At 56.1% G+C, this 25979-nt stretch carries 28 protein-coding genes; 11 read left to right on the top strand and 17 right to left on the bottom strand.

The genetic code is table 11. The features are described 5' to 3' along the window. Positions 1–20 precede the first annotated feature (20 nt). Positions 21–1283, top strand: coding sequence for a glutamate-5-semialdehyde dehydrogenase (locus ACR0JB_RS05175; protein ID WP_480643771.1), 1263 nt, complete (start codon positions 21–23; stop codon positions 1281–1283). Here the strand turns inward: ACR0JB_RS05175 and ACR0JB_RS05180 are convergent. Next, positions 1280–1876: a histidine phosphotransferase family protein gene (locus ACR0JB_RS05180; RefSeq protein ID WP_480643772.1), complete on the bottom strand. Its 597-nt coding sequence runs from the start codon at positions 1874–1876 to the stop codon at positions 1280–1282. The two genes, ACR0JB_RS05175 and ACR0JB_RS05180, sit on opposite strands and share 4 nt — an antisense overlap. 42 nt (positions 1877–1918) lie before the next feature. On the opposite strand from ACR0JB_RS05180, the gene ACR0JB_RS05185 reads away from it, so the two are divergent. From ACR0JB_RS05185 to tsf, 5 genes are all read left to right on the top strand, one after another. Further along, entirely contained in the window at positions 1919–2101 is a 183-nt protein-coding gene (locus ACR0JB_RS05185; RefSeq protein WP_170348700.1) for a DUF3553 domain-containing protein, read from the top strand. Between the two features lie 97 nt (positions 2102–2198). Then, a complete protein-coding gene (gene olsB, locus ACR0JB_RS05190; protein WP_170505282.1) occupies positions 2199–2954 on the top strand; it encodes an L-ornithine N(alpha)-acyltransferase in 756 nt (251 codons plus the stop codon). Beyond that, positions 2941–3795, top strand: coding sequence for a lyso-ornithine lipid O-acyltransferase (gene olsA, locus ACR0JB_RS05195; protein ID WP_170394088.1), 855 nt, complete (start codon positions 2941–2943; stop codon positions 3793–3795). Before olsB ends, olsA begins: the two co-directional genes overlap by 14 nt. Positions 3796–3960: 165 nt before the next feature. After that, a complete protein-coding gene (gene rpsB / locus ACR0JB_RS05200) occupies positions 3961–4761 on the top strand; it encodes a 30S ribosomal protein S2 (RefSeq protein WP_170348703.1) in 801 nt (266 codons plus the stop codon). A 76-nt stretch (positions 4762–4837) separates the two neighbouring features. Further along, positions 4838–5713, top strand: coding sequence for a translation elongation factor Ts (gene tsf, locus ACR0JB_RS05205; protein ID WP_170348704.1), 876 nt, complete (start codon positions 4838–4840; stop codon positions 5711–5713). Positions 5714–6099: 386 nt separating this feature from the next. Here tsf and ACR0JB_RS05210 read toward each other — a convergent pair whose 3' ends face one another. The 3 genes from ACR0JB_RS05210 to ACR0JB_RS05220 form a co-directional block, all read right to left on the bottom strand. Then, complete coding sequence (locus tag ACR0JB_RS05210; protein ID WP_170505285.1) at positions 6100–6855, bottom strand: helix-turn-helix transcriptional regulator; 756 nt, start codon at positions 6853–6855, stop codon at positions 6100–6102. Beyond that, positions 6852–7301 carry a type II 3-dehydroquinate dehydratase gene (gene aroQ / locus ACR0JB_RS05215; RefSeq protein ID WP_170505288.1) on the bottom strand — a complete coding sequence of 150 codons (450 nt, stop codon included), beginning with the start codon at positions 7299–7301 and terminating at the stop codon, positions 6852–6854. The genes ACR0JB_RS05210 and aroQ overlap by 4 nt, the downstream gene beginning before the upstream one ends. 93 nt (positions 7302–7394) lie before the next feature. Then, positions 7395–8408, bottom strand: a complete 1014-nt coding sequence (locus ACR0JB_RS05220) for an NADPH:quinone oxidoreductase family protein (protein WP_170394090.1) — start codon at positions 8406–8408, stop codon at positions 7395–7397. A gap of 117 nt (positions 8409–8525) precedes the next feature. Between ACR0JB_RS05220 and ACR0JB_RS05225 the strand changes: the two genes are divergently transcribed. Further along, entirely contained in the window at positions 8526–9344 is an 819-nt protein-coding gene (locus tag ACR0JB_RS05225; RefSeq protein ID WP_170394092.1) for an SDR family oxidoreductase, read from the top strand. 14 nt (positions 9345–9358) lie between these two features. Further along, positions 9359–10381, top strand: a complete 1023-nt coding sequence (locus tag ACR0JB_RS05230; RefSeq protein WP_170505293.1) for a phosphotransferase family protein — start codon at positions 9359–9361, stop codon at positions 10379–10381. Here ACR0JB_RS05230 and ACR0JB_RS05235 read toward each other — a convergent pair. Continuing rightward, complete coding sequence (locus ACR0JB_RS05235; protein ID WP_170348710.1) at positions 10378–10983, bottom strand: 2-hydroxychromene-2-carboxylate isomerase; 606 nt, start codon at positions 10981–10983, stop codon at positions 10378–10380. The two genes, ACR0JB_RS05230 and ACR0JB_RS05235, sit on opposite strands and share 4 nt — an antisense overlap. A gap of 164 nt (positions 10984–11147) precedes the next feature. Here ACR0JB_RS05235 and ACR0JB_RS05240 point away from each other — a divergent pair, with 164 nt between their 5' ends. After that, positions 11148–12368, top strand: a complete 1221-nt coding sequence (locus ACR0JB_RS05240; RefSeq protein WP_480789732.1) for a serine hydrolase domain-containing protein — start codon at positions 11148–11150, stop codon at positions 12366–12368. A 48-nt stretch (positions 12369–12416) separates the two neighbouring features. Continuing rightward, positions 12417–13286, top strand: coding sequence for an acyl-CoA thioesterase (locus ACR0JB_RS05245; protein WP_480789733.1), 870 nt, complete (start codon positions 12417–12419; stop codon positions 13284–13286). Here the strand turns inward: ACR0JB_RS05245 and ACR0JB_RS05250 are convergent. The 12 genes from ACR0JB_RS05250 to ACR0JB_RS05305 all read right to left on the bottom strand — a co-directional run bounded on the left by ACR0JB_RS05250 (position 13283) and on the right by ACR0JB_RS05305 (position 25022). Further along, on the bottom strand, positions 13283–14050 hold the full coding sequence (locus ACR0JB_RS05250; RefSeq protein WP_170375350.1) for an SDR family oxidoreductase: 768 nt from the start codon (positions 14048–14050) through the stop codon (positions 13283–13285). The two genes, ACR0JB_RS05245 and ACR0JB_RS05250, sit on opposite strands and share 4 nt — an antisense overlap. A 112-nt stretch (positions 14051–14162) precedes the next feature. Further along, positions 14163–15392, bottom strand: coding sequence for an acyl-CoA dehydrogenase (locus ACR0JB_RS05255; RefSeq protein ID WP_170505295.1), 1230 nt, complete (start codon positions 15390–15392; stop codon positions 14163–14165). 110 nt (positions 15393–15502) lie between these two features. After that, entirely contained in the window at positions 15503–16192 is a 690-nt protein-coding gene (gene phoB / locus ACR0JB_RS05260; RefSeq protein WP_170348715.1) for a phosphate regulon transcriptional regulator PhoB, read from the bottom strand. A gap of 12 nt (positions 16193–16204) precedes the next feature. Then, positions 16205–16906, bottom strand: a complete 702-nt coding sequence (gene phoU / locus ACR0JB_RS05265; protein WP_058281268.1) for a phosphate signaling complex protein PhoU — start codon at positions 16904–16906, stop codon at positions 16205–16207. Positions 16907–16922: 16 nt separating this feature from the next. Next, positions 16923–17720 (bottom strand): phosphate ABC transporter ATP-binding protein PstB, encoded by a 798-nt coding sequence (gene pstB, locus ACR0JB_RS05270; RefSeq protein WP_170375357.1) that lies wholly within the window; start codon positions 17718–17720, stop codon positions 16923–16925. Between the two features lie 12 nt (positions 17721–17732). Further along, the gene (gene pstA / locus ACR0JB_RS05275) at positions 17733–19094 is read right to left on the bottom strand and encodes a phosphate ABC transporter permease PstA (RefSeq protein WP_170394104.1); all 1362 of its coding nucleotides are present in this window, start codon (positions 19092–19094) and stop codon (positions 17733–17735) included. Continuing rightward, on the bottom strand, positions 19091–20563 hold the full coding sequence (gene pstC / locus ACR0JB_RS05280; RefSeq protein WP_480789734.1) for a phosphate ABC transporter permease subunit PstC: 1473 nt from the start codon (positions 20561–20563) through the stop codon (positions 19091–19093). The genes pstA and pstC overlap by 4 nt, the downstream gene beginning before the upstream one ends. Before the next feature lie 84 nt (positions 20564–20647). Continuing rightward, a complete protein-coding gene (locus ACR0JB_RS05285; protein WP_170348719.1) occupies positions 20648–21688 on the bottom strand; it encodes a substrate-binding domain-containing protein in 1041 nt (346 codons plus the stop codon). Positions 21689–21882: 194 nt separating this feature from the next. After that, positions 21883–22929: a sensor histidine kinase gene (locus tag ACR0JB_RS05290; RefSeq protein ID WP_480789735.1), complete on the bottom strand. Its 1047-nt coding sequence runs from the start codon at positions 22927–22929 to the stop codon at positions 21883–21885. 22 nt (positions 22930–22951) lie between these two features. Continuing rightward, entirely contained in the window at positions 22952–23476 is a 525-nt protein-coding gene (locus tag ACR0JB_RS05295; RefSeq protein ID WP_170505304.1) for a gamma carbonic anhydrase family protein, read from the bottom strand. Then, on the bottom strand, positions 23473–24114 hold the full coding sequence (gene gmk, locus ACR0JB_RS05300; RefSeq protein ID WP_170348722.1) for a guanylate kinase: 642 nt from the start codon (positions 24112–24114) through the stop codon (positions 23473–23475). Before gmk ends, ACR0JB_RS05295 begins: the two co-directional genes overlap by 4 nt. Positions 24115–24131: 17 nt before the next feature. Next, positions 24132–25022 carry a YicC/YloC family endoribonuclease gene (locus ACR0JB_RS05305; RefSeq protein ID WP_170394112.1) on the bottom strand — a complete coding sequence of 297 codons (891 nt, stop codon included), beginning with the start codon at positions 25020–25022 and terminating at the stop codon, positions 24132–24134. A gap of 231 nt (positions 25023–25253) precedes the next feature. Between ACR0JB_RS05305 and ACR0JB_RS05310 the strand changes: the two genes are divergently transcribed. Next, a complete protein-coding gene (locus ACR0JB_RS05310; RefSeq protein WP_170505307.1) occupies positions 25254–25928 on the top strand; it encodes a PAS domain-containing protein in 675 nt (224 codons plus the stop codon). Positions 25929–25979 lie beyond the last annotated feature (51 nt).

Raw genomic sequence — 25979 nt, forward strand, 5'->3', positions numbered from 1 at the left:
ACGACTGAAAGGCATCTGAGATGAAGGATTTCGACAGCATCCCCACACTGATGGCCGATCTTGGAAAACGCGCCAAGAAAGCCTCGGCCGAATTGGCTTTTGCCAGCGCCGGACGGAAACATGCAGCCCTGATCGCCGCCGCTGATGCGGTTTGGGCCAACCGTGCCAGAATCATCGAGGCCAACAAGAAAGACCTGGAATTCGGTCGTGAAAAAGGTCTGAGCCCGGCAATGATGGATCGCCTGATGCTGGACGAGGCGCGCATTCAGGGCATGGTTGACGGGCTGCGCACGGTCGCGGATCAGGCTGATCCTGTGGGCGAGGTGTTGACCGAATGGGACATGCCCTCGGGACTGCATATCCAGCGTGTGCGTACGCCTTTGGGTGTGATCGGTGTGATTTACGAAAGCCGCCCCAATGTGACAGCAGATGCCGGCGCGCTGTGCCTGAAATCGGGCAACGCGGTGATCCTTCGTGGCGGGTCCGAGAGCTTTCATTCTTCGGGCGCCATCCACGCTTGTCTAGTCCAAGGGCTAAAGGCCGCAAACCTGCCCGAGGATTCCATCCAACTGGTGCCGACGCGAGACCGCGCTGCGGTTCAGGAATTGCTCACCCTGACGGATTATGTCGATGTTATCGTCCCGCGCGGGGGTAAAGGCCTGGTGGGGCTAGTGCAGCGCGAGGCGCGTGTACCTGTTTTCGCACATCTTGAAGGCATCGTGCATATCTACATCGACAAAGCCGCCGATCCGCAGAAAACGCTGAACGTGGTGATGAACGCTAAAACCCGGCGGACCGGAATCTGCGGCGCAGCCGAATGCCTGTTGATTCATCAGGATGTGGTGGAAACACTGGGACGCGACGTTATCGCCGCTCTAATGGCCGCAGGTGTTGAGGTTCACGCCGAAGGCGCGCTGGCCCAGAATGGCACCGTGGCTGCGACGGCCGATGACTGGGGCAAAGAATTCCTCGACAGTATCATAGCGGCGAGACCGGTCGCTGATATTGACGAAGCCATCGCGCATATCCGTCTCAATGGCTCGGACCATACCGACTGCATCATGACCGAGGACGAGACCGCTGCTGCGCGGTTCTTCGAGCGGCTCGACAGTGCAATCCTGATGCACAATGCCTCAACCCAATTCGCCGATGGGGGTGAGTTTGGTATGGGCGCTGAGATCGGCATTGCGACCGGTAAGATGCATGCGCGTGGCCCGGTGGGTGCGGCGCAGCTGACCAGCTTTCAGTATCTTGTGCGCGGGAATGGAACGACCCGGTCTTAAAACCGGATCACAACGCGGGTTGAGGTGGTTTCCGCCACAACCCGCCGCCCCACCGACGTGGCAGTCTTTGGCAAAAGAGCAAACTGCACCTGTGCGGGCGTGACTTTATTGGGGTATCGCCCTGTCGGCAGGTTTTTCCAAAGGTCATTATCCACATTCAGCTTGTCGGCTGATCCTGTGACCGTCCAGTTTTCACCATTTTGATTGATGGTCACTTCGCCCCCAAAAGGCATGGCGCTTTCGCAGCACATCAACGCCAGAAATGCCAGCTTGACCTGATTACGCGGCACCGCCTCGGTCAGGTGCCAGTTGACGCGCACGCGGCCTGCGCGTTCGACATCCTTTAACAGTTCCGAGACCTCGGTTCGGCCCAAAGGCTGATCGCTGGCTGAACCAAACGCCACGCGGAAAAACCGAATCCGCGCCCCGGCACTGCCAACACTGCCCGAGATAAGTTCCATCTCAGGCCCCTGGACTGCGCCAACCATCTCAAGCAGCTCCAGACCGTTGGTGATCGCCCCGATGGGGCTGATCAAATCGTGACAGATCCGGGACCCGATCAACTCGGCCAGGTTGACTGTGGTGTCGCTCATGCGTACCTCCTGCTGCATCTGCCGCCGGACCGGAGCCCTCGCATGACAGACCTTAATGCTATTCTTGCACCGGGCATGTACGTCCGCCACCCCGATTACCCCGATTGGGGCGTTGGACAGGTGCAGTCCAACATCGGGGGCAAGATCACCGTGAACTTTCGCGAGCAGGGGAAAGTGGTGATTGACGGAACGCGCATCGCCCTGATGCCGGTCTTTGATCTGTGAAACTGGTTTAGGAAAGGTTAACGGCCGCGCATTCCGCTCTTGTTGCCATCCCTACGGAAACTGCGGTATCAGCGCGCAAACAAGAACGGAACCATCAATGCCGGACGCAGGCCCTTCCTTTACCGTCAAACTTGCACAGACCGAGGACGAACTGCGCGCTGCCCAACGGCTGCGCTATGACGTGTTTGTTCGCGAACTGGGCGGTGGCGGAGAGATGGTAGATCATGACGCCGGACTGGAGCGCGACAAGTTCGATCCGTATTTTGATCACATGCTGGCGATAGACGACCTGACAGGCGAAGTTGTTGGCGTTTACAGGCTATTACCGGGCGAACGTGCTGCGGAACTGGGGCAGTTTTATTCCGAAGATGAATACGATCTGACTGTTTTGAAGCAAAGCGGTCGCAAGCTGTTGGAACTCGGCCGTTCATGCGTCCACCGTGACTATCGCGGGGGCACTGCGATGTATCACCTGTGGAACGGATTGGCGGCCTATGTAAACGAGCGTGATATCGAAGTTCTGTTCGGTGTCGCCAGCTTTCACGGAACGGATGTTCAGGAATTGGCGCAGCCCTTGTCGATGCTGCATCACAACCATCTCGCGCCGCCTGATTTGAGGGTGAGGGCACAACCAGAAGTATTTGAATCCATGGATCTTGTTGCGCCCGCCGATCTGGATCGCCGAGCTGCGATAGTTCAGGTTCCGGCATTGATCAAGGCCTATCTTCGCCTAGGAGGTTTCGTGGGAGAAGGCGCGTTCATCGACCATTCATTCAACACCACTGATGTTTGCCTGATCCTCGATACGGCCCGCATGAACGAGCGGCAGAAACGCATCTATGGCGGGGCATAAATTGGTGAACGAACCGCTTTGGAACAGCGAGGATGAACCAGACCCCATCAAACTGGGGTTGGTGGGGTGGATGTTGGTTTTTCTCCGCGGATTACCACTGGCCGTATTGGTGTTTGGAGGTTTGCTAGTTCTATTAGTGGTGCGCTTGATCGAGCGTCCGTTGTACGGCGTGCGCCGCCCCGTAACGCCGTTTATTTCGCAATTTGTCTGCCGCAATGCGTTTCGGATCCTCGGGATACGGTTTCGAACCTCGGGCGAATTGATGCAACAGCGCGGCGCTGTGGTTGCAAATCACACGTCATGGCTGGACATTTTCGCCTTGAATGCACGCAAGCGCGTCTATTTCGTGTCCAAGGCCGAGGTGGCCAAATGGCCCGGTATCGGCTGGCTTGCCCGTGCAACAGGAACCGTGTTCATCGAGCGGGACCGCAAGAAAGCAAGAGAACAGACAAGAATATTCGAAACTCGCTTGAAAGCTGGTCATAAGCTGCTGTTTTTCCCCGAAGGAACCTCGACCGACGGGCAGCGCGTTTTACCTTTTAAAACAACTCTTTTCGCCGCGTTCTTCGCAGATGAATTGCGAGATTTCATGTATGTGCAGCCAGTCTCGGTTGTGTATCACGCGCCTAAAGGGCAACCCGACCGGTTTTATGGCTGGTGGGGAGATATGGATTTCGCCCCACACCTTTTGAAAACGCTGGGTGCGCGCAAGCAAGGGGCGGTCGAACTGATCTATCACGCCCCTGCCAAGGTCAGCGATTTTGAAAGTCGCAAGACGCTGGCGGCGCATTGCGAAGAAGCTGTACGCCACGCGCACGCACTCGCGCGGCTTGAAAAATAAGGGCGAAAGCCCTTGCACTACCTGAAAACCTGCCGTATACGCGCGCCATTCAAACCCGCAGGCGGGGTTTGGGCTTTTTGAGGGAGACATCCTCATTAAGACCGCCGGTTGGAGCATCCGCTTCTTTCACCCCCGCCCAGGCGTAAACCGGAAAAGGAAAATAGCATGGCTCTTCCCGAGTTCACCATGCGTCAGCTGCTGGAAGCTGGCGTTCACTTTGGTCACCAGACACAGCGTTGGAATCCCCGCATGGGCCCGTTCATCTACGGCTCGCGCAATGGTATCCACATCATGGACCTGACTCAGACCGTTCCGATGCTGGATCAGGCTCTGCAAGCCGTTCGTGACACCGTCGCAAAAGGTGGCCGCGTTCTGTTTGTCGGCACCAAGCGTCAGGCAGCTCAGCCCGTCGCTGAAGCAGCTGAAAAGTCGGCTCAGTACTACATGAACCACCGCTGGCTGGGCGGCACGCTGACCAACTGGAAAACCGTTTCTCAGTCGATCAACCGTCTGAACCAGATCGACGAAGCCATGGAATCGGGCGCCGAGGGCCTGACCAAGAAAGAGCGTCTGGGCATGGAACGTGACCAGGGCAAATTGCAGGCTTCGCTGGGCGGTATCCGCGAAATGGGCGGTGTTCCTGATCTGCTGTTCGTCATCGACGTCAAAAAAGAAGCACTGGCCATCGCCGAAGCCAACAAACTGGGTATCCCGGTTGTGGCCGTTGTCGACACCAACTGCTCGCCCGACGGTGTTGATTACATCATTCCCGGCAACGACGACGCGGCGCGCGCGATTGCGCTGTACTGCGATCTGGCCGCACGGGCCGCTCTGGACGGTATGACCGCGCAGATGGGTGCAGCAGGCGTTGATCTGGGTGCGTTCGAAGAAGCTCCGGTTGAAGAAGCCGTTGCGGAAGAAGCACCCGCAGAAGAAGCCGCGCCGGAAGCCAAAGCCGAAGCGTAAGCTGCCCGTCACCTAAATGACATATGGGGCAGGGTAGACCTGCCCCAATTCCGTTTGAATTGAGGAGAGCCAAGAGATGGCAATCACAGCAGCAATGGTTAAAGAACTGCGCGACTCGACCGGCGCAGGCATGATGGACGCGAAAAAAGCGCTGACCGAAACCGAAGGTAACATGGACGAAGCCGTTGACTGGCTGCGCACCAAGGGCCTGGCCAAGGCGGCCAAGAAATCGGGCCGTACCGCTGCAGAAGGTCTGGTCGCTGTTCACGTCAACGGTGGCAACGGTGTTGCTGTCGAAGTGAACTCGGAAACCGACTTTGTCGCGAAAAACGCCGAGTTCCAGGAAATGGTTGGCAAGATCGCGTATGCCGCAGAAGGCGTCGACAATGTCGAGGCGCTGCTGGCTGCTGATCTAGGTGGCAAGAATGTTGCGGACACCCTGACCGACAAAATCGCCACCATTGGTGAGAACATGTCGGTCCGTCGTATGGCCAAGCTGTCGGGCGACACTGTTGTGTCCTATGTCCACAATGCGGCCACCAACGGCATGGGCAAAATCGGTGTTCTGGTTGCTCTGTCTGGCGGCGATGAAGCCATCGGCAAACAAGTTGCAATGCACATCGCAGCTGTGAACCCGGCGGCCCTGTCCGAGGCAGACATGGACCCGGCTGTTGTTGAAAAAGAAAAGCAGGTTCAGATGGACATTGCCCGCGAATCCGGCAAGCCGGAGCAGGTGATCGAAAAGATGATCGTTGGTCGCATGAAGAAATTCGTCGCTGAATCCACATTGCTGAACCAGTCTTTCGTTGTGAACCCTGACCTGACCGTTGAAGCAGCGGCGAAAGAGGCAGGCGCAACCATCACCGGCTTTGTCCGTCTGGAAGTTGGCGAAGGCATCGTTGTCGAAAAAGAAGACTTCGCAGCAGAAGTTGCTAAAGCCGCACAAGGCTAAAAAAGCACTCCCAAACTCTGCAGAGTTCGGGGAGCCAAAGAAACCGGTCGCGCAAGTCGTGGCCGGTTTTTTTAGGCCACTCAAGCCATTAGCCAATAAAAAAGGACGCACTCGCGTCCTGAACCTTTCTGAAAAGGTATGAGGGGCCCCGCATGATGGGGATGGTCGAGGCCCCTCAAAATTCCGACAAACTGACGCGGACAAATAGGCGCCTTTATGTCAGAGCGATTGGAGAGCCTTGGTATTACAAAGATCCAACCAAATGTTCCCTGGCTAAAGCCACCACTCACGGAACACTCTCACTTTGCAACCAGCCCCCCAGATTGGAAAGTCATGATTTCCTTACCTAGGGTAAATTGACGCTCCTGAGCGTCAATTCTCGGACCTTAGACCTCCATAACGAACATCTGATTCTGTAGTGACGCCTTCAGAACGGCCTGAGCGGTGGTTTCCACCGACAGCGCCTCGCGCGCCAATCGCAAATGTTTTTCTACCGTAGCCGATGTCAGCCCCATCAATAGGGCAATGTCCTGGGTGGTCTTGCCGTCACCGACCCATTGCAACGCTTCACGCTGGCGCTTGGTCAGCGCTCGGTTCGGCGCGTTATAGGGCAGGGTGAGGATTTTAAGATGCGCAACATTGTTCATCAGCAGGATATCGTCACCATGCTCAACCCACATCGCATCCACTTCGTCCTGGCTGGTCGCATTTCCTGCGGAAAGGGAAATCGCCCCTTTGGAACGCATCGAAACCGAGGTGAAACTGACCGTATATCCGAACGCAACGCCGTGCTTTCGATTGAATTCCAGAACGTCCAGTTCTTGCTGTGTTAATCCGCGGTTGGACACCAAATCCTGGGCGATATTCCAACTGGCGGCACCTTCGTTGCTTAGCGCCCATTTCAACATCGGAGCATGAAAATACAGGCCACCTCGCAGGAATCCATCCAGATAGGACTTTCCATGATTGGTCAGAATCACGAAATCCTCTGGATCACCCAGCGATGTTTCGGTGCGGTATTGGGTGTAGCCATAGATCAGCCGATCAAACCCGTATTCGGCCATCTGACGGCAATGGGCGTCCCAAAGCTCTTCCAAAGTTTTGGTATAGCTGAGAAAGTGCAGGTATTCGCTCAGCTTCATGCAGTCGACCCGCCTTTCAGATGCGTCGCCAATCCGTCCAGAGCCATCACATAGCCCTGCGGGCCAAAGCCACAAATCTGGCCGATCGCCACCTTCGAGATATAGGACACGTGCCGGAATTCTTCGCGGGCATGGATGTTGGACAGGTGGACCTCGATCATTGGAAGTTCAACGGACGCAATCGCATCCATCAGGGCGATTGAGGTATGCGTATAAGCACCTGCGTTCAGAACAATACCGTCCTGATCCCCCTTGGCCGCGTGGATGGCATCAATCAGGGCACCTTCGTGGTTTGACTGAAAGCACGACACGTCAAGACCGATGGAAGATCCGTGGCTGACGCACAGATTCTCAACCATCTCCAGCGTGGTGCTTCCATAAACCTCGGGTTGTCGGGTGCCCAAAAGGTTCAGGTTCGGGCCATTCAAAATCAGAGCTTTGTGCATTATTTCACTGTTCCCATACCAGTTTCTTAAACGCGAACAGGTGGGAATGTCCACCGGCCAACGCGCGTATAGGGCGAGCGATTAAAGAAACCGTCAATCATGTTCAGCCCTTGCAGGCATTGTCACCACGATTTTACCAAGGGCAGAACGGTTGGCCAGATGAGTCAGAGCTTTGGAGGCAACGTCGAACGGATATTTGGCGCTGATCCGCGGTTTTATACGAGCATCGACGTATAACTTGAACAAATCATTCACATTTTTAGAATGCCCTACAGGATCACGTAGCACCGATGCGCCCCAAAAAACCCCTACAATTTGGCAGCTTTTCAGCAATGGCAGGTTCAGGGGTATTTTGGGAATGCCCGCCGGGAAACCGATCACAAGATATCGCCCGGCCCAGGCCATACTACGCAGCGCAGGTTCCGCATAATCTCCACCTACAGCATCATAAACGACATTTACACCTAACGGCCCTGCCAAATCTTTGATTCCCGATGAGAATTCTTTCTGTGCGTCTTTGTTCATCTCACGGGAGTAGATAAGCGTTTCATCCGCCCCCAAATCTCGGCAAAAATCCGCTTTGTCGGGCGAGGAGACTGCGGCGATCACACGTGCGCCCATGGCCTTGCCCAGCTCGATCGCGGCAGACCCTACCCCTCCGGCAGCGCCCAGCACCAACAGGGTTTCCCCGGGCTGCAGGGCGGCGCGGTCTTTCAACGCGTGATAAGACGTGCCGTAGGTAAAGACAAAGCAGGCCGCATCCTCGTATGGCATCGAGCTTGGGAATTTAATGGCGGTTGCAGCGGGGATTGTTAGATGTGTTGAATACCCGCCATGCCCGGTCAGCGCCAGAACACGGTCTCCAACGTTGAAACCCGTTACACCTTCGCCAAGGGCTAGAACGTCCCCGGCGATTTCACCGCCCGGCGCAAAGGGGCGGGGTGGCTTGATCTGATAGAGGTCCTGAATGATCAGTGTGTCGGGGAAATTAACGCCTGCGGCCCTAACCCCGATCAGCAATTCGCCTTTACCCGGTACTGGATCAGGCAGGCTGGTCAGCTCTAGTGTATCTGGCCCGCCCGGCGCGACGCTGAGTAAAGCTTGCATATTAATCCCGTTATACCTGTTATTCGGATATGAGGAGCTTTGGCGCGGACCAATGAGTTGTCAAGAAATCAACCATTTCCCAGACGTGCCTATAGCCACTTTACCGAGGAGCAGACCATGACCCCCGACACGTTATTCTCATTGCAAGGCAAAACCGCACTGGTCACCGGTGGCGCAACAGGCATCGGGCGAATGGCGGCCGAGGCTTTGGTGCGGGCAGGGGCGCGTGTTCTGATCGCATCCCGCAAGGCAGACGCCTGCGAAGCCGTTGCGGCTGAGCTGAACGCTTTGGATGCGCCCGGTCGTGCCGAAGGATTCGGCGGAGATGTTGCAACCAAAGATGGAATCGCGGCGCTTGTATCCGAGGTTAACAAGCGAACAGATCGCCTTGATATCCTAATGAATAATGCAGGCGTAACCTGGGGTGCGCCTATGGGACAATTCCCACATGAGGCCTGGGACAAGGTTATGTCGGTCAATGTCGCGGGTTTGTTCGAGCTGACTCAAAAACTGTTGCCGATGCTGATGCAGTCTGGCTTAGTTGACGACCCGGCGCGCGTGGTCAATGTCGGTTCGGTCATGGGTGAGGTGCCGATGGGCGATGGGGCCTATAGCTACTCGGCTTCGAAAGCGGCAGTGCTGCACCTGACCAAGATCATGGCAAAGGAGTTTTCGCCCTACCACATCACGGTCAACGCGCTGGCACCGGGGCCGTTCGTCTCGAAGATGACTGCCTTTGCCACGGCCGATGAAGAGACACGCGAAAGGGTTGGTAACTCGGTTCCTTTGGGTCGGGTTGGGCGTGATGAGGATATCGCCGGCTGTATGCTATTCCTATGCGGTCGTGGCGGCAGCTATGTCACCGGTGCAGTGATCCCGGTGTCCGGTGGGATCAACGTCGAGACGGCCGGGAACATATTTGCCGAAGCTTTGTGAGGATTCAGGCGTAGATGGACAGTACGAGTTTGGATCTGACGGCCGTGGATGCGTACCTCAAGTCGCATCTTCCGAGCTATTGTGGGCCGTTGCAGGCGAGAAAGTTTGCGATAGGACAATCCAACCCGACCTTTTTGCTGAAGACCCCCGATCAGTCTTATGTTCTGCGTCGCAAGCCTCCGGGTGCGTTATTGAAATCTGCCCATGCGGTGGATCGGGAATTCCGTGTTCAAAGCGCGTTGGCCAACAGTGCCGTACCGGTCCCCAAAATGTACCTGCTGTGCGAGGATGGCGATGTCATCGGGTCGGATTTTTACGTTATGGAGCATCTGGAAGGGCGCGTATTTTTAGAACCTACATTGAGCGGGGAAACCGATGCCACCCGCTCCGCAGTGCTGGATGAAGTGAACCGTGTACTGGCCGACCTCCACGAGGTGGATATCGATGCCGCCGGACTATCTGACTATGGCCCGCCCGGAAACTACTTTGAACGCCAGATTGCGCGCTGGATCAAACAGTACCGCGCCTCTGAGACCGCAAATATCCCCGAGATGGATGCGCTGATGACCGCCCTTGAAGGTTCGATACCCGCAGATGACGGCCAAAGAACGCTGGTGCATGGTGATTACCGTATCGACAATCTGATGTTTGAGAAAGACGGTACACATTGCATCGGGGTTCTGGATTGGGAATTGTCGACGATCGGGCATCCGTATGCAGATTTGGCGGCAGTGATCATGCAGTGGCAGATGCCGCCGGGTGCCGAGGGCAGGGGTCTGGCCGGAATTGATCGGGCAAGTCTAGGCCTGCCCTCAGATCAGGCATTTATCGATCAGTATTGCCAGCGTCGTGGCCTTTCCGGGATCGACAATTTCGGGTTTTATCTGGCCTTCAACTTCTTTCGTATGGCCGCAATTTTGCAGGGTGTCTTCAAACGCGCGCAGGACGGAAATGCTTCCGACCCGGAAAGGGCGACGATCCTTGGGTCGTATGTTCCGATGTTCGCACGCCACGGGCTGGACGCGATAGAAGGTTAAGGCGTTTTTGACAGCTCCAACCCAAGATTTCCAAGGCTATTTTTGCCAAAGAACATCTCGGACCCCGCAAACATGCTGGGAACGCCGAACACACCGCGTTTTACGGCGGCCTTGGTCTGGTCTTTCAGTTGTTGCTTGATATCGACGCTGGTCATCGCCTCGCGTATTTTACGCGCTGGCAGATCGTTCTCTTGCATGATTTCCGACAGAACACCCAGTTCATCGACCTTCTGACCATGCACCCAAATCGCATCGAAAACAGCGTTCATATATTTGTCTTCCCAGGGTTTTCCGGACGCAAACACAGCCCCACGCATGGCAAATTTGGTGTTAATCGGAAAATGAGGACTCATGTGAAAGCTCAGGCCCCGCGTGCGCGCAAATCGATGCAGATCATGAGTCAGATAGGCCGATTTCTGACGGTTTTCCGAAAAGGCCTGAAACGGGCTTTGGTTGTTGGTCACCTTGAAAACCGTCGACAGCAGGACCGGCACATTGTTCACCTGCACACCGTGTTCGCCTGCCAAGTCCGGCAAGGTCTTAAACGCCAAAAATGCATTGGGACTGCAAAAATCATAAACGAAATCTATATGTTGCGCCATGTTGCTCCTCCGAGAATTTGAACACTAGAAATGAACCAACTCGTGACAAGCGAATCCGCTACGACCCTAGTGTAACAGGCTTGCAGTCCGTGTGGTCGATTTCCCTGTCAATTCAGCACGTAAGCCCGCAAGATCGCGCCCATGTACCAAGGGGTTAATCATCAATGACAAACTTCGACGCGAACCGCCTGAGCCGCATTGCCGACTGGATGCAGCGTTATGTCGATGAGCGAAAATACGCGGGCAACTCCCTGTTGGTGAAACACAAGGGTTCCGAGGTGTTTTTCAACGCCTGCGGCAAAAGAAGCGTTGAAGATGATCTGGATTTTCAGCGCGATACAGTTGTGCGCATTTATTCAATGACCAAACCGATCACCACTGTCGCTCTGATGATGCTGGCCGAGCGGGGTTTGTTTCACCTCGATGCGCAACTATCAGAATTTCTGCCAGAATTTTCCAAAATGCAGGCACTGATTCCGGGGGCCGCGCGGTTAGATCAAACCGAAGACGCACCTACGCCGACGCTGCATCAACTCCTGACGCATACAAGTGGGTTCAGCTATCCCTTCAACCCCGGAGTTCTGCCGCTAGCGATGGATGAACAGGACCTTATGTTCAAACCAGATCAAGGTCTTCTAGCCGATCGCGTCCGCGACCTTGCTGCTCTGCCTCTGGCGTTCCAACCGGGCACTCGCTGGGAATATTCAGTGGGCATCGACGTAATTGGTCGCGTGATCGAGGTTGTTTCGGGCCAAACTCTGGACCAGTTTTTCGCGACGGAAATTCTTGAACCGCTTGGAATGAAGGACATCGGATTTTCAGTACAGAAAGGAGCAGGGGATCGATTTGCGTCGCTGTACACTCCGTTGGCCGGGGACGCGATGGCCTTGAATTCGGCACAAACCGGTGCCGAGACCCTGCGGCTGGTTGATCAGGCCAAAGGGTCTCCGTTCGAAAACGCCACGACGTTTTCGGGTGGTGGCGGCTTGGTTGGCACGATCGACGACTATTCACGGTTTGCGGAGATGTTGCGAAATCGCGGGCAGGGCGCGGGACACCGCATTTTAGGTCCCAAAACTGTGGACTACATGATGCGCAACCATTTGCCAGGCGACATCGCCTCGATGGGTCCGCAAAGTTTCGCAGAACAGCCCATGGAGGGTACCGGATTCGGCTTGGGCGGTGCTGTGGTGATAAACCCCGGTCGAACCCGAGTGCCAGGCTCATTGGGGGATTTTGGCTGGGGCGGCATGGCGTCGACATACTTTTGGATCGACCGGGTCAACGACCTGACCACAGTCTTCTTCACCCAGTTGTCACCCTCCAGTTCATACCCATCGCGGGCAGAGCTAAAGGCGCTTGTCCTCGGGGCATTGATTGAATGACGTTCTGACCGCTGATACCCAAGACTTAAAACACCCGGAGACCGCAACATGACCGAAGCAGAACGTATCCTTCTGGACCTTTTGGACATCGAAAGGCTTGAGGTTGATCTGTTCCGTGGCACAGGATCCGGAGGTGAAACACCAACACGCATATTCGGAGGTCAGGTGATCGCTCAGGCCCTAGCAGCGGCTTATCGAACTGTCGAAGATCGCCTGTGCCACTCACTGCACGCTTATTTCATTCGCGCTGGTGATCCGTCTATTCCTGTTATTTATCAAGTTGATAGAGCGCGTGATGGAGGTTCCATGACCACACGTCGCGTCGTTGCGATCCAACACGGCAAACAAATCCTCAACATGTCATCCTCGTTTCATGTTCATGACGAAGGATGGGATCACCAGCACGCCATGCCGCAGACCAAAGCACCCGAAGCTTATCCGGCCCGCGAGGAATTGCGCCAAAGATACGTCGACCAGGTTCCCGAAAAATTACGCGACGAACTGCTGCGAGAACGTCCAATCGAGGTGCGCGAAGTGGTTCACCAAAATCCATTTTCCCCCGAAAAATCAGACGACCGAAACCAGATCTGGTTTCGCATGAAAGCTGCCGCCGGAACTGATCCGGTGACGCAGCATCTGATTCTGGCTTATGCGTCTGACATGTACCTGATGACGTCCGGCCTGCGCCCGCATGGGCTTAGTTGGTTTGCCGGAGACGTCAACGGAGCAAGCCTGGATCACGCTTTGTGGTTCCACGCGCCGATACATTTCGAAAACTGGCATCTATACGCAATGGATTCTCCCTGGAGCGGGCAGGGACGTAATTTCAATCGTGGGTCCATTTATGCCCAAGACGGCACACTGGTCGCTTCGGTGGCGCAGGAAGGTTTGATGCGCAAGGTGCGGCACAAACCTTAGGTATCTTCGATAAACCGCTGATTTAGCTGTTGCATTCCGGACAGCCAGCGATCGTAGTCACCAGCTTTAAGTTGCATGTAATCCCGAACCTCGGGATGCGGCAGGACCAGAAATTGCTCGGACTGAATAGCTGAAAGACAGGCATCAGCCACTTCTTCAGGCTCTAACATGCCGTCTATTGCAGCGACCGAAGTTTCATGTCCGCGCGTCATTTCGGAGCGAACCGCCTGTGGGCATAGAACGGACACACGCAAACCTTTCTGGCCGTATGTAATTGACAGCCACTCGGCAAATCCGACTGCCGCATGCTTTGTGACGGCATACGGTGCGGCGCCGGGTTGATTTAGCAAGCCAGCCGCAGACGCCGTGATCATGATATAACCACCGCCACGCGCAACCATACGCGGCACCATATGGCGCGCGGTCCAGACGTGGGACATGACATTGATCTTCCAGATGCGATCCCAATCCTGGTCATGAACATCCAGACCGCCAAGTGTCAGAATACCGGCATTGGCACAGAAAAGATCAATGGGTCCAATTTCGTTTTCAACAGTGTTGATCAGAGTTTTGATATCGTCTTCGCTCGACACATCGCATGCCAGTCCGTGACCTCCGATTTGTGAGGCCACGGATTTTGCGCCGCGCTGGTCGATATCTGAACAGACAACAGTGGCACCGTCTTTGGCGAACCGCTCAGCCAGACCTTTGCCAATACCCTGAGCGGCACCGGTGACAACCACAGTTTTTCCGCGCAGTTCCATTCAGCTTATTCAAACGACGGTTCAGTGAACCGTCGTAATCCATTGTTAAAATGGTGTAATTTGCATATCAGGCATATCATCTTTTTACCATAATACCAATTACACGCTAACCTTAATAGAATGCCTGCAACCCGGTTTGAGCCCGTCCCAGGATCAGCGCATGCACATCATGGGTCCCTTCATAGGTATTCACAGTCTCAAGATTGACCATATGGCGAATGACATGGAACTCCAGCGAGATACCGTTACCGCCGTGCATATCCCGCGACATCCGAGCGATATCCAGTGCTTTACCGCAGTTGTTGCGCTTGACGATCGAAATCATCTCGGGTGCGGCGTTCGCCTCATCCATCAGACGGCCAACACGCAGGCTTGCCTGCAAGCCCAATGAGATTTCGGTCTGCATGTCTGCCAGCTTGCGTTGAAACAGCTGCGTCTGCGCCAGCGGACGATTGAATTGTTTTCGATCCAACCCGTATTCGCGCGCGGCGTACCAGCAGTTTTCAGCCGCCCCCATCACGCCCCAGCTGATGCCATAGCGTGCACGATTCAAACAACCAAACGGACCTTTCAGCCCCTGTACATGCGGCAACAGCGCGTTTTCGTCGACCTCGACGCCGTCCAAAACGATTTCGCCGGTGATCGACGCCCGTAGGCTCAGCTTGTTCTGAATTTTCGGAGCGCTCAGTCCCTTAAGACCTTTGTCCAAGACAAAGCCACGGATCTTACCGTCATGGGCATCAGACTTGGCCCAAATCACGAACACATCCGCAATCGGAGAGTTCGAGATCCACATCTTGCTGCCGGTCAAACGGTATCCGCCATCAATTTTCTCGGCCCGGGTTTTCATACCGGCCGGATCCGATCCTGCATCAGCCTCGGTCAGACCGAAACACCCGATCCATTCACCGCTGGCCAGTTTCGGCAGGTATTTCCGGCGCTGTTCTTCGCTGCCATAGGCATAAATCGGGTACATCACCAATGAGCTTTGCACTGACATCATCGAGCGATAGCCCGAATCTACACGCTCAACTTCGCGCGCGACCAGACCGTAGGACACGTACCCTGCCCCCAGTCCGCCGTATTCCTCGGGGATCGTGGTGCCCAGCAGGCCCATTTCACCCATTTCGCGGAATATCTCGGGGTCGGTTTCTTCGTTCTGATAGGCCTTGGTCACCCTTGGTTGCAGCTTTTCCTGCGCATAAGCGTTGGCGCTGGCGGCGATCATACGTTCGTCTTCCGTCAGTTGATCGGACAAACGAAAAGGATCATCCCATGTGAATTTACCCATATCAGGCGCATCTTTGGCGCGCAGAGTTGGCTTGGTGTCAGGGGCGTTCATGGTGCTTCTCCGCTCAATCAGCTTCGCGGCAAACTAACCCGGCCTTTCAGCAAAAGACAGTAAGAGTTTGGCATCTGACTATGAGCAAAACTCATACCCCTGCCCGGCCTTCAACCCAGAGCGTAACCGGCGCCGCGAACGGTTCGAACCGGGTCCTTGCCGCCATGCTGCGTCAGCGCTTTTCGCAACCGACCGATATGGACGTCTACGGTGCGCGTATCGACATAGATATCGCGGCCCCAAACCCGGTCAAGCAGTTGCTCGCGGCTCCAGACGCGGCCGGGTTTTTCCATGAATGTGCTCAGCAGGCGAAACTCGGTCGGGCCAAGCTTTAATGGTTTGCTGTTACGGCTCACCTTGTGCGTTTCCGCGTCCAGAATGATGTCGTCAAATTCAAGACGTATACCAACCGTTGCCGGGCGGACCCGGCGCAGTTGCGTGCGCACCCGCGCCATTAGTTCTACCACTGAATACGGTTTGACAACGTAATCATCTGCGCCGGTTTCCAGACCGCGCACCTTATCGATCTCTTCCGTGCGCGCCGACAGCATAATGATCGGAATAGCGCGTGTATCAGGGCGCATCTTCAGACGGCGACAGACCTCAATCCCGCTGAGATTCGGCATCATCCAATCCAATACGATGATGTCAGGCTGTTCCTCATCGACCAACAGCATGGCTTCGTCGCCATTGGCGGCCTTGGATACGCGGAACCCTTCAGCTTCGAGGTTATAGGCCAGCACTTCACGCTGGGCCGGTTCATCCTCGACCACCAGAACGGTTGGTTGATCAGCGGACATTCGTCTGAACTCCTAGGCGGATTGAGAGGTTATATCGGCTTTCGGGCGCGCCTCGGTCGGGCGCTCGCCGGTGACGAAATACACGACCTGTTCTGCAATCGCGGTGACATGGTCGCCCATACGCTCGATGTTCTTGGCGATGAAATGCAGGTGCATACAGGACGAGATATTGCGCGGGTCCTCGGCCATGAAAGTCAGCAATTCGCGGAACAGACCGTTATACATCTGGTCGACCTCTTCATCGCGGTCGATCACCTCGGCGGCCAGTTCGGCATCACGCTGAATATATGCGTCCAGTGCGTCGCGCAGCATGCGTTCAACCTCGCGCGCCATACGACGCAAGGCAGCCGCGCTGCCGTTGATATCCCCCCCACTGGCCAGAACCGTGGTGCGCTTGGCGATGTTTTTGGAATAGTCGCCGATGCGTTCCAGGTTGGCAGATACCTTCAGAACTGACAGCACCAGACGTAAATCGCTGGCGGTCGGCGCACGCAGCGCGATCAGGCGGGCGGTTTCTTCGTTGATCAACTCTTCCAGAGCGTCGATGGCCTTGTCACCCTGACGGACCTGCTGGGCCAGTTCCTCGTCTCGTGTTTCAAGGGACCGGGCCGAGTTCATGATGGCGGCTTCGACCAGACCGCCCATCTTCATGATATGGGCCTGAATGGCTTCTAGGTCGCGGTCGAAGGCGGATGCAATATGTTGTTCGCTCATATCTGAATACCTGTGTTCAGCCGATCCGGCCGGTGATGTAGCTTTCCGTGCGGGGATCGACGGGATTGGTAAAGATTTGTCCGGTTTCCCCAAATTCCACCAAATTACCCAGATGGAAAAACGCAGTCTTCTGGCTGACCCGCGCGGCCTGCTGCATCGAGTGTGTGACGATCACCACTGAATAGCGCGCGCGCAGGTCGTCGATCAGTTCTTCGACCTGTGCTGTTGCAATCGGGTCCAGGGCTGAGCATGGCTCATCCATCAGCAGAACTTCGGGCTCCGTCGCCACAGCGCGGGCGATGCACAGGCGCTGTTGCTGACCGCCGGACAGACCGGTGCCAGGGGCGTCCAGGCGGTCCTTTACCTCGTCCCAGATCGCTCCGCGGCGCAGAGATTTTTCCACGATTTCATCCAGTTCCGCCTTGTTTTTCGCAAGACCGTGAATGCGCGGACCGTAGGCCACGTTGTCATAGATCGACTTTGGGAACGGATTGGGTTTCTGAAACACCATGCCCACTTTTGCACGCAGTTGTACTGGGTCGACGCGCTTGTCATAGATATCCTCGCCATCCAGCAGGATATCGCCCTGCACCCGGCAAATGTCGATCGTGTCGTTCATCCGGTTCAAGCACCGCAGAAAAGTGGACTTGCCGCAGCCCGACGGCCCGATGAATGCCGTGACGGTTTTGTCCTCGATTTCAACATTCACGTCTTTGATGGCGTGCGTATCGCCGTAATGGACCTGAACGTTATTCGCGGCGATCTTGATGTTTTTGGAGTCCACGGTTCTCTCCACACTTGTCATCTGGTTCATCTTGGGCCCCTTTTACCAGCGGCGTTCAAAGCGGCGGCGCAGAAGTACCGCGATGGTGTTCATTGTCACAAGGAAGATCAACAGAATGATGATGCCCCCCCATGCGCGTTCATAAAAGGCCGGGTCGGCGCGCTTGGACCATTCATAGATCTGCGCCGGCATGGCCGAGTTTGGCGACAGGAAGCCCGCGACGATGCCATCCGGTGGGTTCGAGGCGATAAAGCCCACCATTCCGATCAGCAGTAGGGGTGCGGTTTCCCCCAGCGCCTGCGCCAGGCCGATGATCGTTCCAGTCAAGATGCCGGGCGCGGCCAGAGGCAGAACGTGATGGAACACCGCCTGCATTTTCGAGGCCCCTACCCCCAACGCTGCATCACGGATCGACGGCGGAACCGCCTTCAGCGACGCGCGGGTCGATATGATGATCGTCGGCAAGGTCATCAGCGTCAGCACCAGACCACCGACCAGCGGAGCGGATGTCGGCAGGTGCATATAGTTGATGAACACGGCCAGACCCAGAATACCAAACACGATGGACGGCACGGCAGCGAGGTTCGAAATGTTTACCTCAATGATGTCAGTCAGTCGGTTCTGCGGTGCGAATTCCTCAAGATAGATTGAGGCCGCAACGCCAATCGGAAGCGCTAGCGCAAGCACCACGAACATCATGAACAGCGAACCCAGCATCGATACACCGATCCCCGCAGCCTCGGGCCGCTGATCAGATGCGTCCGAGCCAAAGATGAAATCAGGGTTGAAGGCTTTGTACAGCACGCCCGCATCCCGCAACTGATCAACGAAATCAAGTTGTTCGACCGTGATGCTCTTATCGTTGGCAATCGACTCACGTGTGACACGGCCCTTCAAATAGCCATCGACGCGGCTGTTGGTCAAAAAGCGGAAACTGACCGTTTTGCCGATCTCATCTGGGTTGGCGATGACGTAATTGCGCAGCTCGGCTTGCGCTGCCTTGGACAGGATTTTACCCATTGCCTTGGGTTTCAGATCGGTCTGAATGCCCAGCTCTTGAACTTCGGCTTCCAGAGCCGATGCAATAAGGGGCGCGTAACCGAAGGTCGAAACCTTCTTGATGTCCTCAATATTGCGGTTGCCCTTCTTATCAAGCTTGTCGGCCTTTAGCTCGACATTCAGTTCAAGATAGGTCTGCTGGAAGGCCCCGGTCCCAGCGGTCACAATATTCGTGACCAGCACGACCAGCATCAGCAACCCGATACCGATTGCGGCGACACCGTACATCTTGAACCGACTTTCAGCCGCATTGCGCCGTTTGGTGCGCGCGTCCTTTTCAAACAGCGAACCGCCCTTGGGTTTCACCGCAGGAGCAGCGCCAGGTGTTTGGGAAATATCGGTCATTCGTACTGCTCCCGGTATTTGCGTACGATGTAGAGGGCAAAGATGTTCAGCCCCAGCGTTATGATGAACAGTGTCAGACCCAGTGCGAAGGCCACCAGTGTCTCGGGGCTGGCAAAGTCGGTGTCGCCGGTCAGCTGGCTGACGATCCGGGTTGTAATGGTGGTCATTGCCTCGAACGGGTTGCCCGAGAATTTGGCGATTGCACCGGCGGCCATCACCACGATCATCGTCTCACCAATGGCGCGGCTGGCGGCCAGCAGGATCGCGCCCACAATCCCCGGCAGCGCGGCGGGCAGAACCACCTGACGCACGGTTTCAGATTTCGTCGCGCCCAGTCCAAGCGAGCCATCCCGGATCGACTGCGGCACCGCGTTGATGATGTCATCAGACAGCGATGAGACAAACGGGATCAGCATGATACCCATCACTAAACCAGCGGTCAGAACGGCATTGGAACTTGCCATCCACCCCAGCCCTAACGCGCCGCCATTTCCGAACAGGGACACCAGCGCAGGCCCCACGGTCAGCAAGGCAAACAGGCCGTAAACGATGGTTGGAATACCCGCGAGGATTTCCAGCAAAGGTTTCGCGACCGACCGCGTCACGGTCGAGGCGTATTCTGACAGATACACAGCCGCAAACAGGCCAATCGGCACCGCCACCAACAGGGCAATCACCGAGATATAGAGCGTACCCCACAAAAGCGGCAGGATCGACAGCTCACTCCCACCGCGGAAATTCGGGGCCCAGGTGCTGCCGAAGAAAAAGTCTTTCCACGAATGCAGTTGGAAGAAGTTCAACGTCTCGAAGAACATCGACAGGACAATGCCAACGGTGGTCAGAATGGCAATCGAAGCGGCCAGCACCAGCAAGGCCAGAACGCCTTGCTCGACCACGTTGCGCGCGCGGAATTCCTTATTCGTGCGAACATAAGCAAAGGCCGCACCCAACAAGGCCAGCGCCAGCACTACGACCTGCATCGCCACAGACCCGCTGCTGGTCATGCTGCGGTATTTCTGAGCGGCCATCAAGATTGGCTGGGTGATATCTTGCGTCAGAACCTGGCCCGCGTCCTTCAGGGCCGCGGTCAGTGTATCAATATCCGCATTCGTGTTCTGCGCTTGTGCCTCGGTCATCGTGCCAGCGGCAACAGCACCGTTCAGGCCGTCAGCCACGCGGCGCACCTCGCTCATAACAAGGCCGCGATCCGACCCTTCGGCGATCGCGTTGTCAGGGATCAAACCGGATATTGCGTTGTCGATGATCATTGGCTGCACCAAAAGCCAGATGATCAGTACGCCCAAGGCCGGAACAAGCGCCGTAAAGGCAACATTGTAACCGTAATAAGACGGCAACGAATGCAGTTCGCGGGCGTTACCCCCCGCGCTAGCCAGGGCTCGGGAACGGCCCGTGAAATATCCGATCACTGCCAGCGCAAGCAGGATTAGCAACAGCCAGGATAACGCCATGAGAACTCCGTGAGGATGGCAGTGAGTGGAGTCAAAAAGAACCGGGGCGTGAAAAAAACGCCCCGGTTCGGTCTTCGATATGGATTAGGAACCACCGCCCAGAACGGCTTCGTTTGCAACGGTTTCCTGAACCTTGCCCAGCTCCGGGTCAGAGACCAGGCCGTACTCGGCCAGCGGGCCATCGGGGCCTGCAATCTCATCCGCGACAAAGAACTCAGCATATTCTTTCAGGCCGGGAACCACGCCGATATGCGCTTTCTTCACGTAGAAGAACAGCGGGCGCGACACCGGGTATTCGCCCGATGCGATGGATTCGGTCGACGGAACAACGTCTGACATGGTCGCAACCTGCAGCTTGTCAGTGTTGTTTTCGTAGAACGCCAGACCAAAGACGCCGATGCCGTCCTTATTGCTATCGATGCGCGCCAGGGTCTCGGTATAGTCGCCGTCGATGTCGACCGAAACGCCGTCGGTGCGCAGAGCGATACAGGCTTTCTCAGCCGCCTTTTTGTCGTCGCCGTTGGCCGCTTTGTAGACGTCAAAGTCGCCCAGATGCTCACAACCAGCCAGGATCACCTTGTCTTCGAACACTTCACGGGTGCCGTGCTTGGTGCCCGGGATGAAGGCTGCGATGGGTTGCGCCGGGAAATCCGGGTTCACGTCGGCCCAGGTTTTGTTCGGGTTGTCGACCAGCTCGCCGTCCACAACGATCTGCGCGGACAGGGCTTTGTACCAATCTTCCGGCGTGAACTCGAACGTGTTGCCGTTAATGTCCGAGGCAAACACGATGCCATCATAACCGATCTGCACTTCAATGATGTCGGTCACACCGTTTTCGGCACAGGCTTTGATCTCTTTTTCACGGATCGCGCGCGATGCGTTTGCCACGTCGATGGTGTTTTCGCCAACACCTTCGCAGAACCGCTTGAGGCCCGCTGACGAACCACCCGACTCGACAACTGGTGTCGGGAAGTCAAAGTTTTCACCGAAGGCTTCTGCAACAATCGAAGCATAAGGCAGCACGGTCGAAGAACCCGCGACCTGAACTTGGTCGCGCGCAGCAGCAGCGGTGGCCGATACGGCAGCGATAGCAAGCGCCGAAGCCGACAGTTTTACAAAGGACATTCCAGTCTCCTTGATCATATCAGTTTGTGATCATCCCCATGATGATCTTGCGCCAACGTCTAAAAGTCGCGCGTAAGCCTTTTGTGACAGGTATGTAACAGCTTTATGACAGATCGCATGAAAACAGGCTGTTGGAACGCAAAGCTGCAATGCGCTTTTTACATGACAGGCAGACCACGGCTGGCAAGCTTCTGTTATCGCGGCAATATTACGGTAAAGGTTGAACCCTTTCCAGCTTCGCTTTGCATCCGCAAACGCCCGCGATGGCGGTTGATTATGTGTTTTACAATCGCAAGGCCCAGCCCAGTTCCGCCCAGCTGTCGCGATCTGTGGCTGTCGGCGCGGTAGAATCGCTCGGTTAGGCGGGGCAGGTGTATCGCGTCAATGCCGGGCCCCTTGTCACTGACCAAAACCCTGACAGCCGGACCACGCATGAAGGAATCGCGTTCGGATGATTCCACCCGAATGTCGACGCTGCCCCCACTGCCACCGTATTTGATGGCGTTCTCGATCAGGTTGGTGAAGACCTGACGCAGCTGGTCGCCATCCCCGATCAGCGAGACAGGCCCTTCTGGCGCGTTCAAGCTCACCTCGACGTTGGCACTCTCGGCCAGCGGGCGCAGTGAGTTCAGCGTTGATTGCAACAGCCCCGTCAATTCAAGCTGATCTTTGGGCCGCACACGTTCTTCGCTTTCGACACGGTTCAGTGACAGCAGATCCCCCACCAATCGGTTCATACGATTGGCTTCGTCGGCCATGATCTCAAGAAACCGCGCGCGCGCGGCGGCGTCATCACGCGCCGGACCACGCAACGTTTCGATGAAGCCCATCAACGCTGTCAGCGGTGTGCGCAACTCATGACTGACATTCGCCACGAAATCCCGCCGCATCTGGCTGGCCTGCTCGACATGCGAGACATCTTGGAAAGTCGCCAGCATGGCACCGCCGGACACCGCCCCTACACCGTTCAGATAACGGCATTCGACCTCGAACGTGGTGTCCTGCGCTCCGTCATTAGACAGGTGGCGCGCCTTTGCCGGACCATTGGTATGCAGGCACTGTTCAATTGCGTCAATCACCCCAGGCTGCCGCAGAATCGTCGCGAAATGCCGACCGACGATATTCTGCGTCAGAAGGGTTTTGGCATCGTCATTGGCGGCAATGATCCGTTCGGTCTGGTCGACCATCAAAGCCGGCATCGGAATGGCCGAGACAAATTCGGCAAGCAGGTCGTCTGACATTCTTCAGACCCTTCCCGGCAAGTTAGGACACAGGCTTCATCTCGTCACGGAACCGGCGCATATTCTGTTGATAATGTAACGCGCTGAGCGTGATTTTCTGCGCCGCGGCTTCGTCCAGTTCCCGCACGACCTTGCCCGGCGTTCCCATGACCAGCGAGTTGTCGGGGATTTCCTTGCCTTCAGTGATCAAGGCCCCTGCCCCGATCAGACAATTCTTACCAATCTTTGCCCCGTTCAACACGATGGCTCCCATGCCGATCAGCGTGTTTTCTCCGATCGTACACCCATGCAGCATCACCTTGTGGCCGATGGTACAATTCCTACCGATGGTCAGAGGATAACCGGCGTCGATATGCATGATGCAATCTTCCTGCACATTGCTGCCTTCGCCCACGCGAATCTCTTCATGATCAGCGCGGATGGTGCAGCCGAACCAAACCGAGGCCCCTTCTTCCAGCACTACTTTGCCAATCAAGTTGGCATCGGGTGCAACCCAAGTATCGTCTTGGATCTGTGGTGCGTGTTCGCCCAAGGCATAGATGGTCATGACAAACCTTCAAATTCGTTCTGTAAGGTGCGTACGTGGTCTTGCAGTCTTGGTTGTTGGATACGGCGCATACGCTCTGCGCTGACGATGGTTTTCAGCTTTTCCTCGGTTGTATCCAGGTCATCGTTGACCAGCACATAGTCGTAATAGCCCCAGTGACTGATTTCATCCCAGCTTTTGAGCATCCGCTTGGCGATCACATCCTCGCTGTCCTGCCCGCGGGTTTCCAGACGGCGGCGCAATTCGGGGATCGAGGGTGGCAGGATGAAAATCGACAATGCGTGCTTACCCAGATCCGAATTGCGGATCTGAACCTCACCCTGCCAATCCACGTCAAAAAGAACATCGCGGCCCGCATTTATCGAGTCCTGCACCGGGCCTGCCGGGGAGCCATAGAAATTCCCAAACACGTGCGCATGTTCCAGCATCTGACCCTTGGCAACCTGCTGTCTAAATTCATCCTCTGACAGAAAGTAATATTCCCGTCCGTGTTCTTCGCCCGGACGAGGTGCGCGGGTTGTGGCCGACACCGAGAACTCCAGACCTTCATCCCAAGCCATAAGCCTGCGGGCCAAAGTGGATTTCCCCGCCCCGGAAGGCGAAGACAGGATGATAAGTAGGCCGCGGCGATCTGCCATGTCAGTTGTTCCCATCGTTATTCAACATTTTGCACCTGCTCGCGCATCTGATCTATCACGGCCTTCAGCTCAAGCCCAACCGAGGTCAGCTCGGCGCTTTGCGCCTTTGAACACAGCGTGTTGGCCTCGCGATTAAACTCCTGCATCAGGAAATCCAGCTTGCGCCCCACGGCCCCGTCCTGCGACAGCAGATCGCGTGCGGCGTTCACATGCGTTTTCAGGCGGTCAATTTCTTCGGTGATATCGGATTTGACCGCGATCAGCGCCAATTCCTGCGCGACCCGGTCCGGGTCAGCCCCTTGCGCATTGTCCAGCACACGGGTCAGATTTTCGCGCAATGCCTCGGCGGTCTTGTCCCTGCGTTGTTCTGCAAGCTCGGCCGCTTGCGCCGTTAAGTCGGCGACCTGAGCAAGCTGCCCGTCCAGAATGTCTGCCAGAGCCTTGCCTTCTGTCTGGCGCATGTCGACGAAAGCTGCCAACAGGTCGGCAAATTCGTTCGTCAACTCCTTGACCAAAGGCGCGGGGTCGTCCACTTCACTGCCAGCCTCCAACATTCCTCTCAGCCCTATCAGGTCCGCCGCGGTCGAAGGTGCCAGCGCGACGCCGCTTTCTGCCGCCATTTCCTGCGTACGGGCCAGCGCAGCAAGTGCCGCGCCCATGGCGTCTTCATTCAGAACCAGATCAGGGGCAGTTTCTTCGCGGCTTAACCGTAAGGACAAGGTGACATTTCCCCGGCTCAGTGATTTGGACAGCTGGCCGCGCAAGGCAGTTTCAAGCCCGGTCAGCCACTCGGGCATGCGCAGCCGTATGTCCAGACCCTTGCCGTTCACGCTGCGCAGGTCCCACGTCCAGCTATGCGGTCCATACGCCCCTTTGTCTGCGGCGAATCCGGTCATGGATCTGATCATGTTGGCTGTCCTTGTCTGCTCAGTTGTCGCACCTAATGCCATCGGCGGGCGCAGGGCAAGAGTTTGCTGGTTTTCGGCCTTCGTCCATATGTTAACCATTCGTTAAAGAATTCCTCCAAAATTGACTCAACTCGTGTCAATTTGGCTTTGGTCAGGGAGGATCGGACCTGAAGGATCCCGATATCTGGAATTTTAGATAAATGACGGGCGATTGGCGCTAGGGTGATGTAAATGAAAACGTTTTTCGGTAACAGGTTCGGATCGAACTCTGGAAAGATCGTCGCAATGGATCGTTTTGACAGCGGGCGCAGCCTCTCGCCCATCCGACAGGTCGAGGCGTACTGGACCGCGCTGTTAACCGGCGACGGTGTCCCCAAACGTGCGCAGATCGATCCGCGCGGGCTTGAGAACGTTCTGGAATACACGTTCATTCTGGAACGTATCGCGCCCGGTCTGGCCCGGTTTCGTCTGGCTGGAAGCCAACTAACACAGCTGGCAGGCATGGAAGTGCGCGGCATGCCGTTAACCGCGTTTTTCGAACCCAGCGCTCGTGGCCAGATATCGGACGTATTGGAGCAGGTCTTTGCCCAGCCGGCAATTGCCGAGCTTGGATTGGTCGCCGCCGGCAAACTGGGCCGCAGCCAGTTGCAGGCACGTATGATCCTGTTGCCCCTGAAAAGCGATCTTGGCGATGTCAGCCGCGTGTTGGGTGTCATGATGTCCGACGGTGCAATTGGCGCGACGCCTCGCCGTTTCTCAATCCCCGACACCAGAGTGCGGGCTGTTTCAGACATTCAGGCACCGCAACAACCGGCGCAACAAATCTCGGCCGGGTTTGCGGAAGAGCAAGCAGAATTCAAGAAACCCGGATCACATTTACGGCTGGTTGCGTCACGGGACGACTGACAAAAAAGGCGGACCAATGCAGCCCGCCTTTTAACCTTAAAGACAGCAAGT

Source organism: Ruegeria sp. BI7 (assembly GCF_056537925.1).

Bases quoted from the DNA above. Each gene is read 5' to 3' on its own strand.
- ACR0JB_RS05175 (WP_480643771.1), top strand. From the start codon at position 21: ATGAAGGATTTCGACAGCATCCCCACACTGATGGCCGATCTTGGAAAA.
- ACR0JB_RS05180 (WP_480643772.1), bottom strand. From the start codon at position 1,876: ATGAGCGACACCACAGTCAACCTGGCCGAGTTGATCGGGTCCCGGATC.
- ACR0JB_RS05185 (WP_170348700.1), top strand. From the start codon at position 1,919: ATGACAGACCTTAATGCTATTCTTGCACCGGGCATGTACGTCCGCCAC.
- olsB (WP_170505282.1), top strand. From the start codon at position 2,199: ATGCCGGACGCAGGCCCTTCCTTTACCGTCAAACTTGCACAGACCGAG.
- olsA (WP_170394088.1), top strand. From the start codon at position 2,941: ATGGCGGGGCATAAATTGGTGAACGAACCGCTTTGGAACAGCGAGGAT.
- rpsB (WP_170348703.1), top strand. From the start codon at position 3,961: ATGGCTCTTCCCGAGTTCACCATGCGTCAGCTGCTGGAAGCTGGCGTT.
- tsf (WP_170348704.1), top strand. From the start codon at position 4,838: ATGGCAATCACAGCAGCAATGGTTAAAGAACTGCGCGACTCGACCGGC.
- ACR0JB_RS05210 (WP_170505285.1), bottom strand. From the start codon at position 6,855: ATGAAGCTGAGCGAATACCTGCACTTTCTCAGCTATACCAAAACTTTG.
- aroQ (WP_170505288.1), bottom strand. From the start codon at position 7,301: ATGCACAAAGCTCTGATTTTGAATGGCCCGAACCTGAACCTTTTGGGC.
- ACR0JB_RS05220 (WP_170394090.1), bottom strand. From the start codon at position 8,408: ATGCAAGCTTTACTCAGCGTCGCGCCGGGCGGGCCAGATACACTAGAG.
- ACR0JB_RS05225 (WP_170394092.1), top strand. From the start codon at position 8,526: ATGACCCCCGACACGTTATTCTCATTGCAAGGCAAAACCGCACTGGTC.
- ACR0JB_RS05230 (WP_170505293.1), top strand. From the start codon at position 9,359: ATGGACAGTACGAGTTTGGATCTGACGGCCGTGGATGCGTACCTCAAG.
- ACR0JB_RS05235 (WP_170348710.1), bottom strand. From the start codon at position 10,983: ATGGCGCAACATATAGATTTCGTTTATGATTTTTGCAGTCCCAATGCA.
- ACR0JB_RS05240 (WP_480789732.1), top strand. From the start codon at position 11,148: ATGACAAACTTCGACGCGAACCGCCTGAGCCGCATTGCCGACTGGATG.
- ACR0JB_RS05245 (WP_480789733.1), top strand. From the start codon at position 12,417: ATGACCGAAGCAGAACGTATCCTTCTGGACCTTTTGGACATCGAAAGG.
- ACR0JB_RS05250 (WP_170375350.1), bottom strand. From the start codon at position 14,050: ATGGAACTGCGCGGAAAAACTGTGGTTGTCACCGGTGCCGCTCAGGGT.
- ACR0JB_RS05255 (WP_170505295.1), bottom strand. From the start codon at position 15,392: ATGAACGCCCCTGACACCAAGCCAACTCTGCGCGCCAAAGATGCGCCT.
- phoB (WP_170348715.1), bottom strand. From the start codon at position 16,192: ATGTCCGCTGATCAACCAACCGTTCTGGTGGTCGAGGATGAACCGGCC.
- phoU (WP_058281268.1), bottom strand. From the start codon at position 16,906: ATGAGCGAACAACATATTGCATCCGCCTTCGACCGCGACCTAGAAGCC.
- pstB (WP_170375357.1), bottom strand. From the start codon at position 17,720: ATGAACCAGATGACAAGTGTGGAGAGAACCGTGGACTCCAAAAACATC.
- pstA (WP_170394104.1), bottom strand. From the start codon at position 19,094: ATGACCGATATTTCCCAAACACCTGGCGCTGCTCCTGCGGTGAAACCC.
- pstC (WP_480789734.1), bottom strand. From the start codon at position 20,563: ATGGCGTTATCCTGGCTGTTGCTAATCCTGCTTGCGCTGGCAGTGATC.
- ACR0JB_RS05285 (WP_170348719.1), bottom strand. From the start codon at position 21,688: ATGTCCTTTGTAAAACTGTCGGCTTCGGCGCTTGCTATCGCTGCCGTA.
- ACR0JB_RS05290 (WP_480789735.1), bottom strand. From the start codon at position 22,929: ATGTCAGACGACCTGCTTGCCGAATTTGTCTCGGCCATTCCGATGCCG.
- ACR0JB_RS05295 (WP_170505304.1), bottom strand. From the start codon at position 23,476: ATGACCATCTATGCCTTGGGCGAACACGCACCACAGATCCAAGACGAT.
- gmk (WP_170348722.1), bottom strand. From the start codon at position 24,114: ATGGCAGATCGCCGCGGCCTACTTATCATCCTGTCTTCGCCTTCCGGG.
- ACR0JB_RS05305 (WP_170394112.1), bottom strand. From the start codon at position 25,022: ATGATCAGATCCATGACCGGATTCGCCGCAGACAAAGGGGCGTATGGA.
- ACR0JB_RS05310 (WP_170505307.1), top strand. From the start codon at position 25,254: ATGAAAACGTTTTTCGGTAACAGGTTCGGATCGAACTCTGGAAAGATC.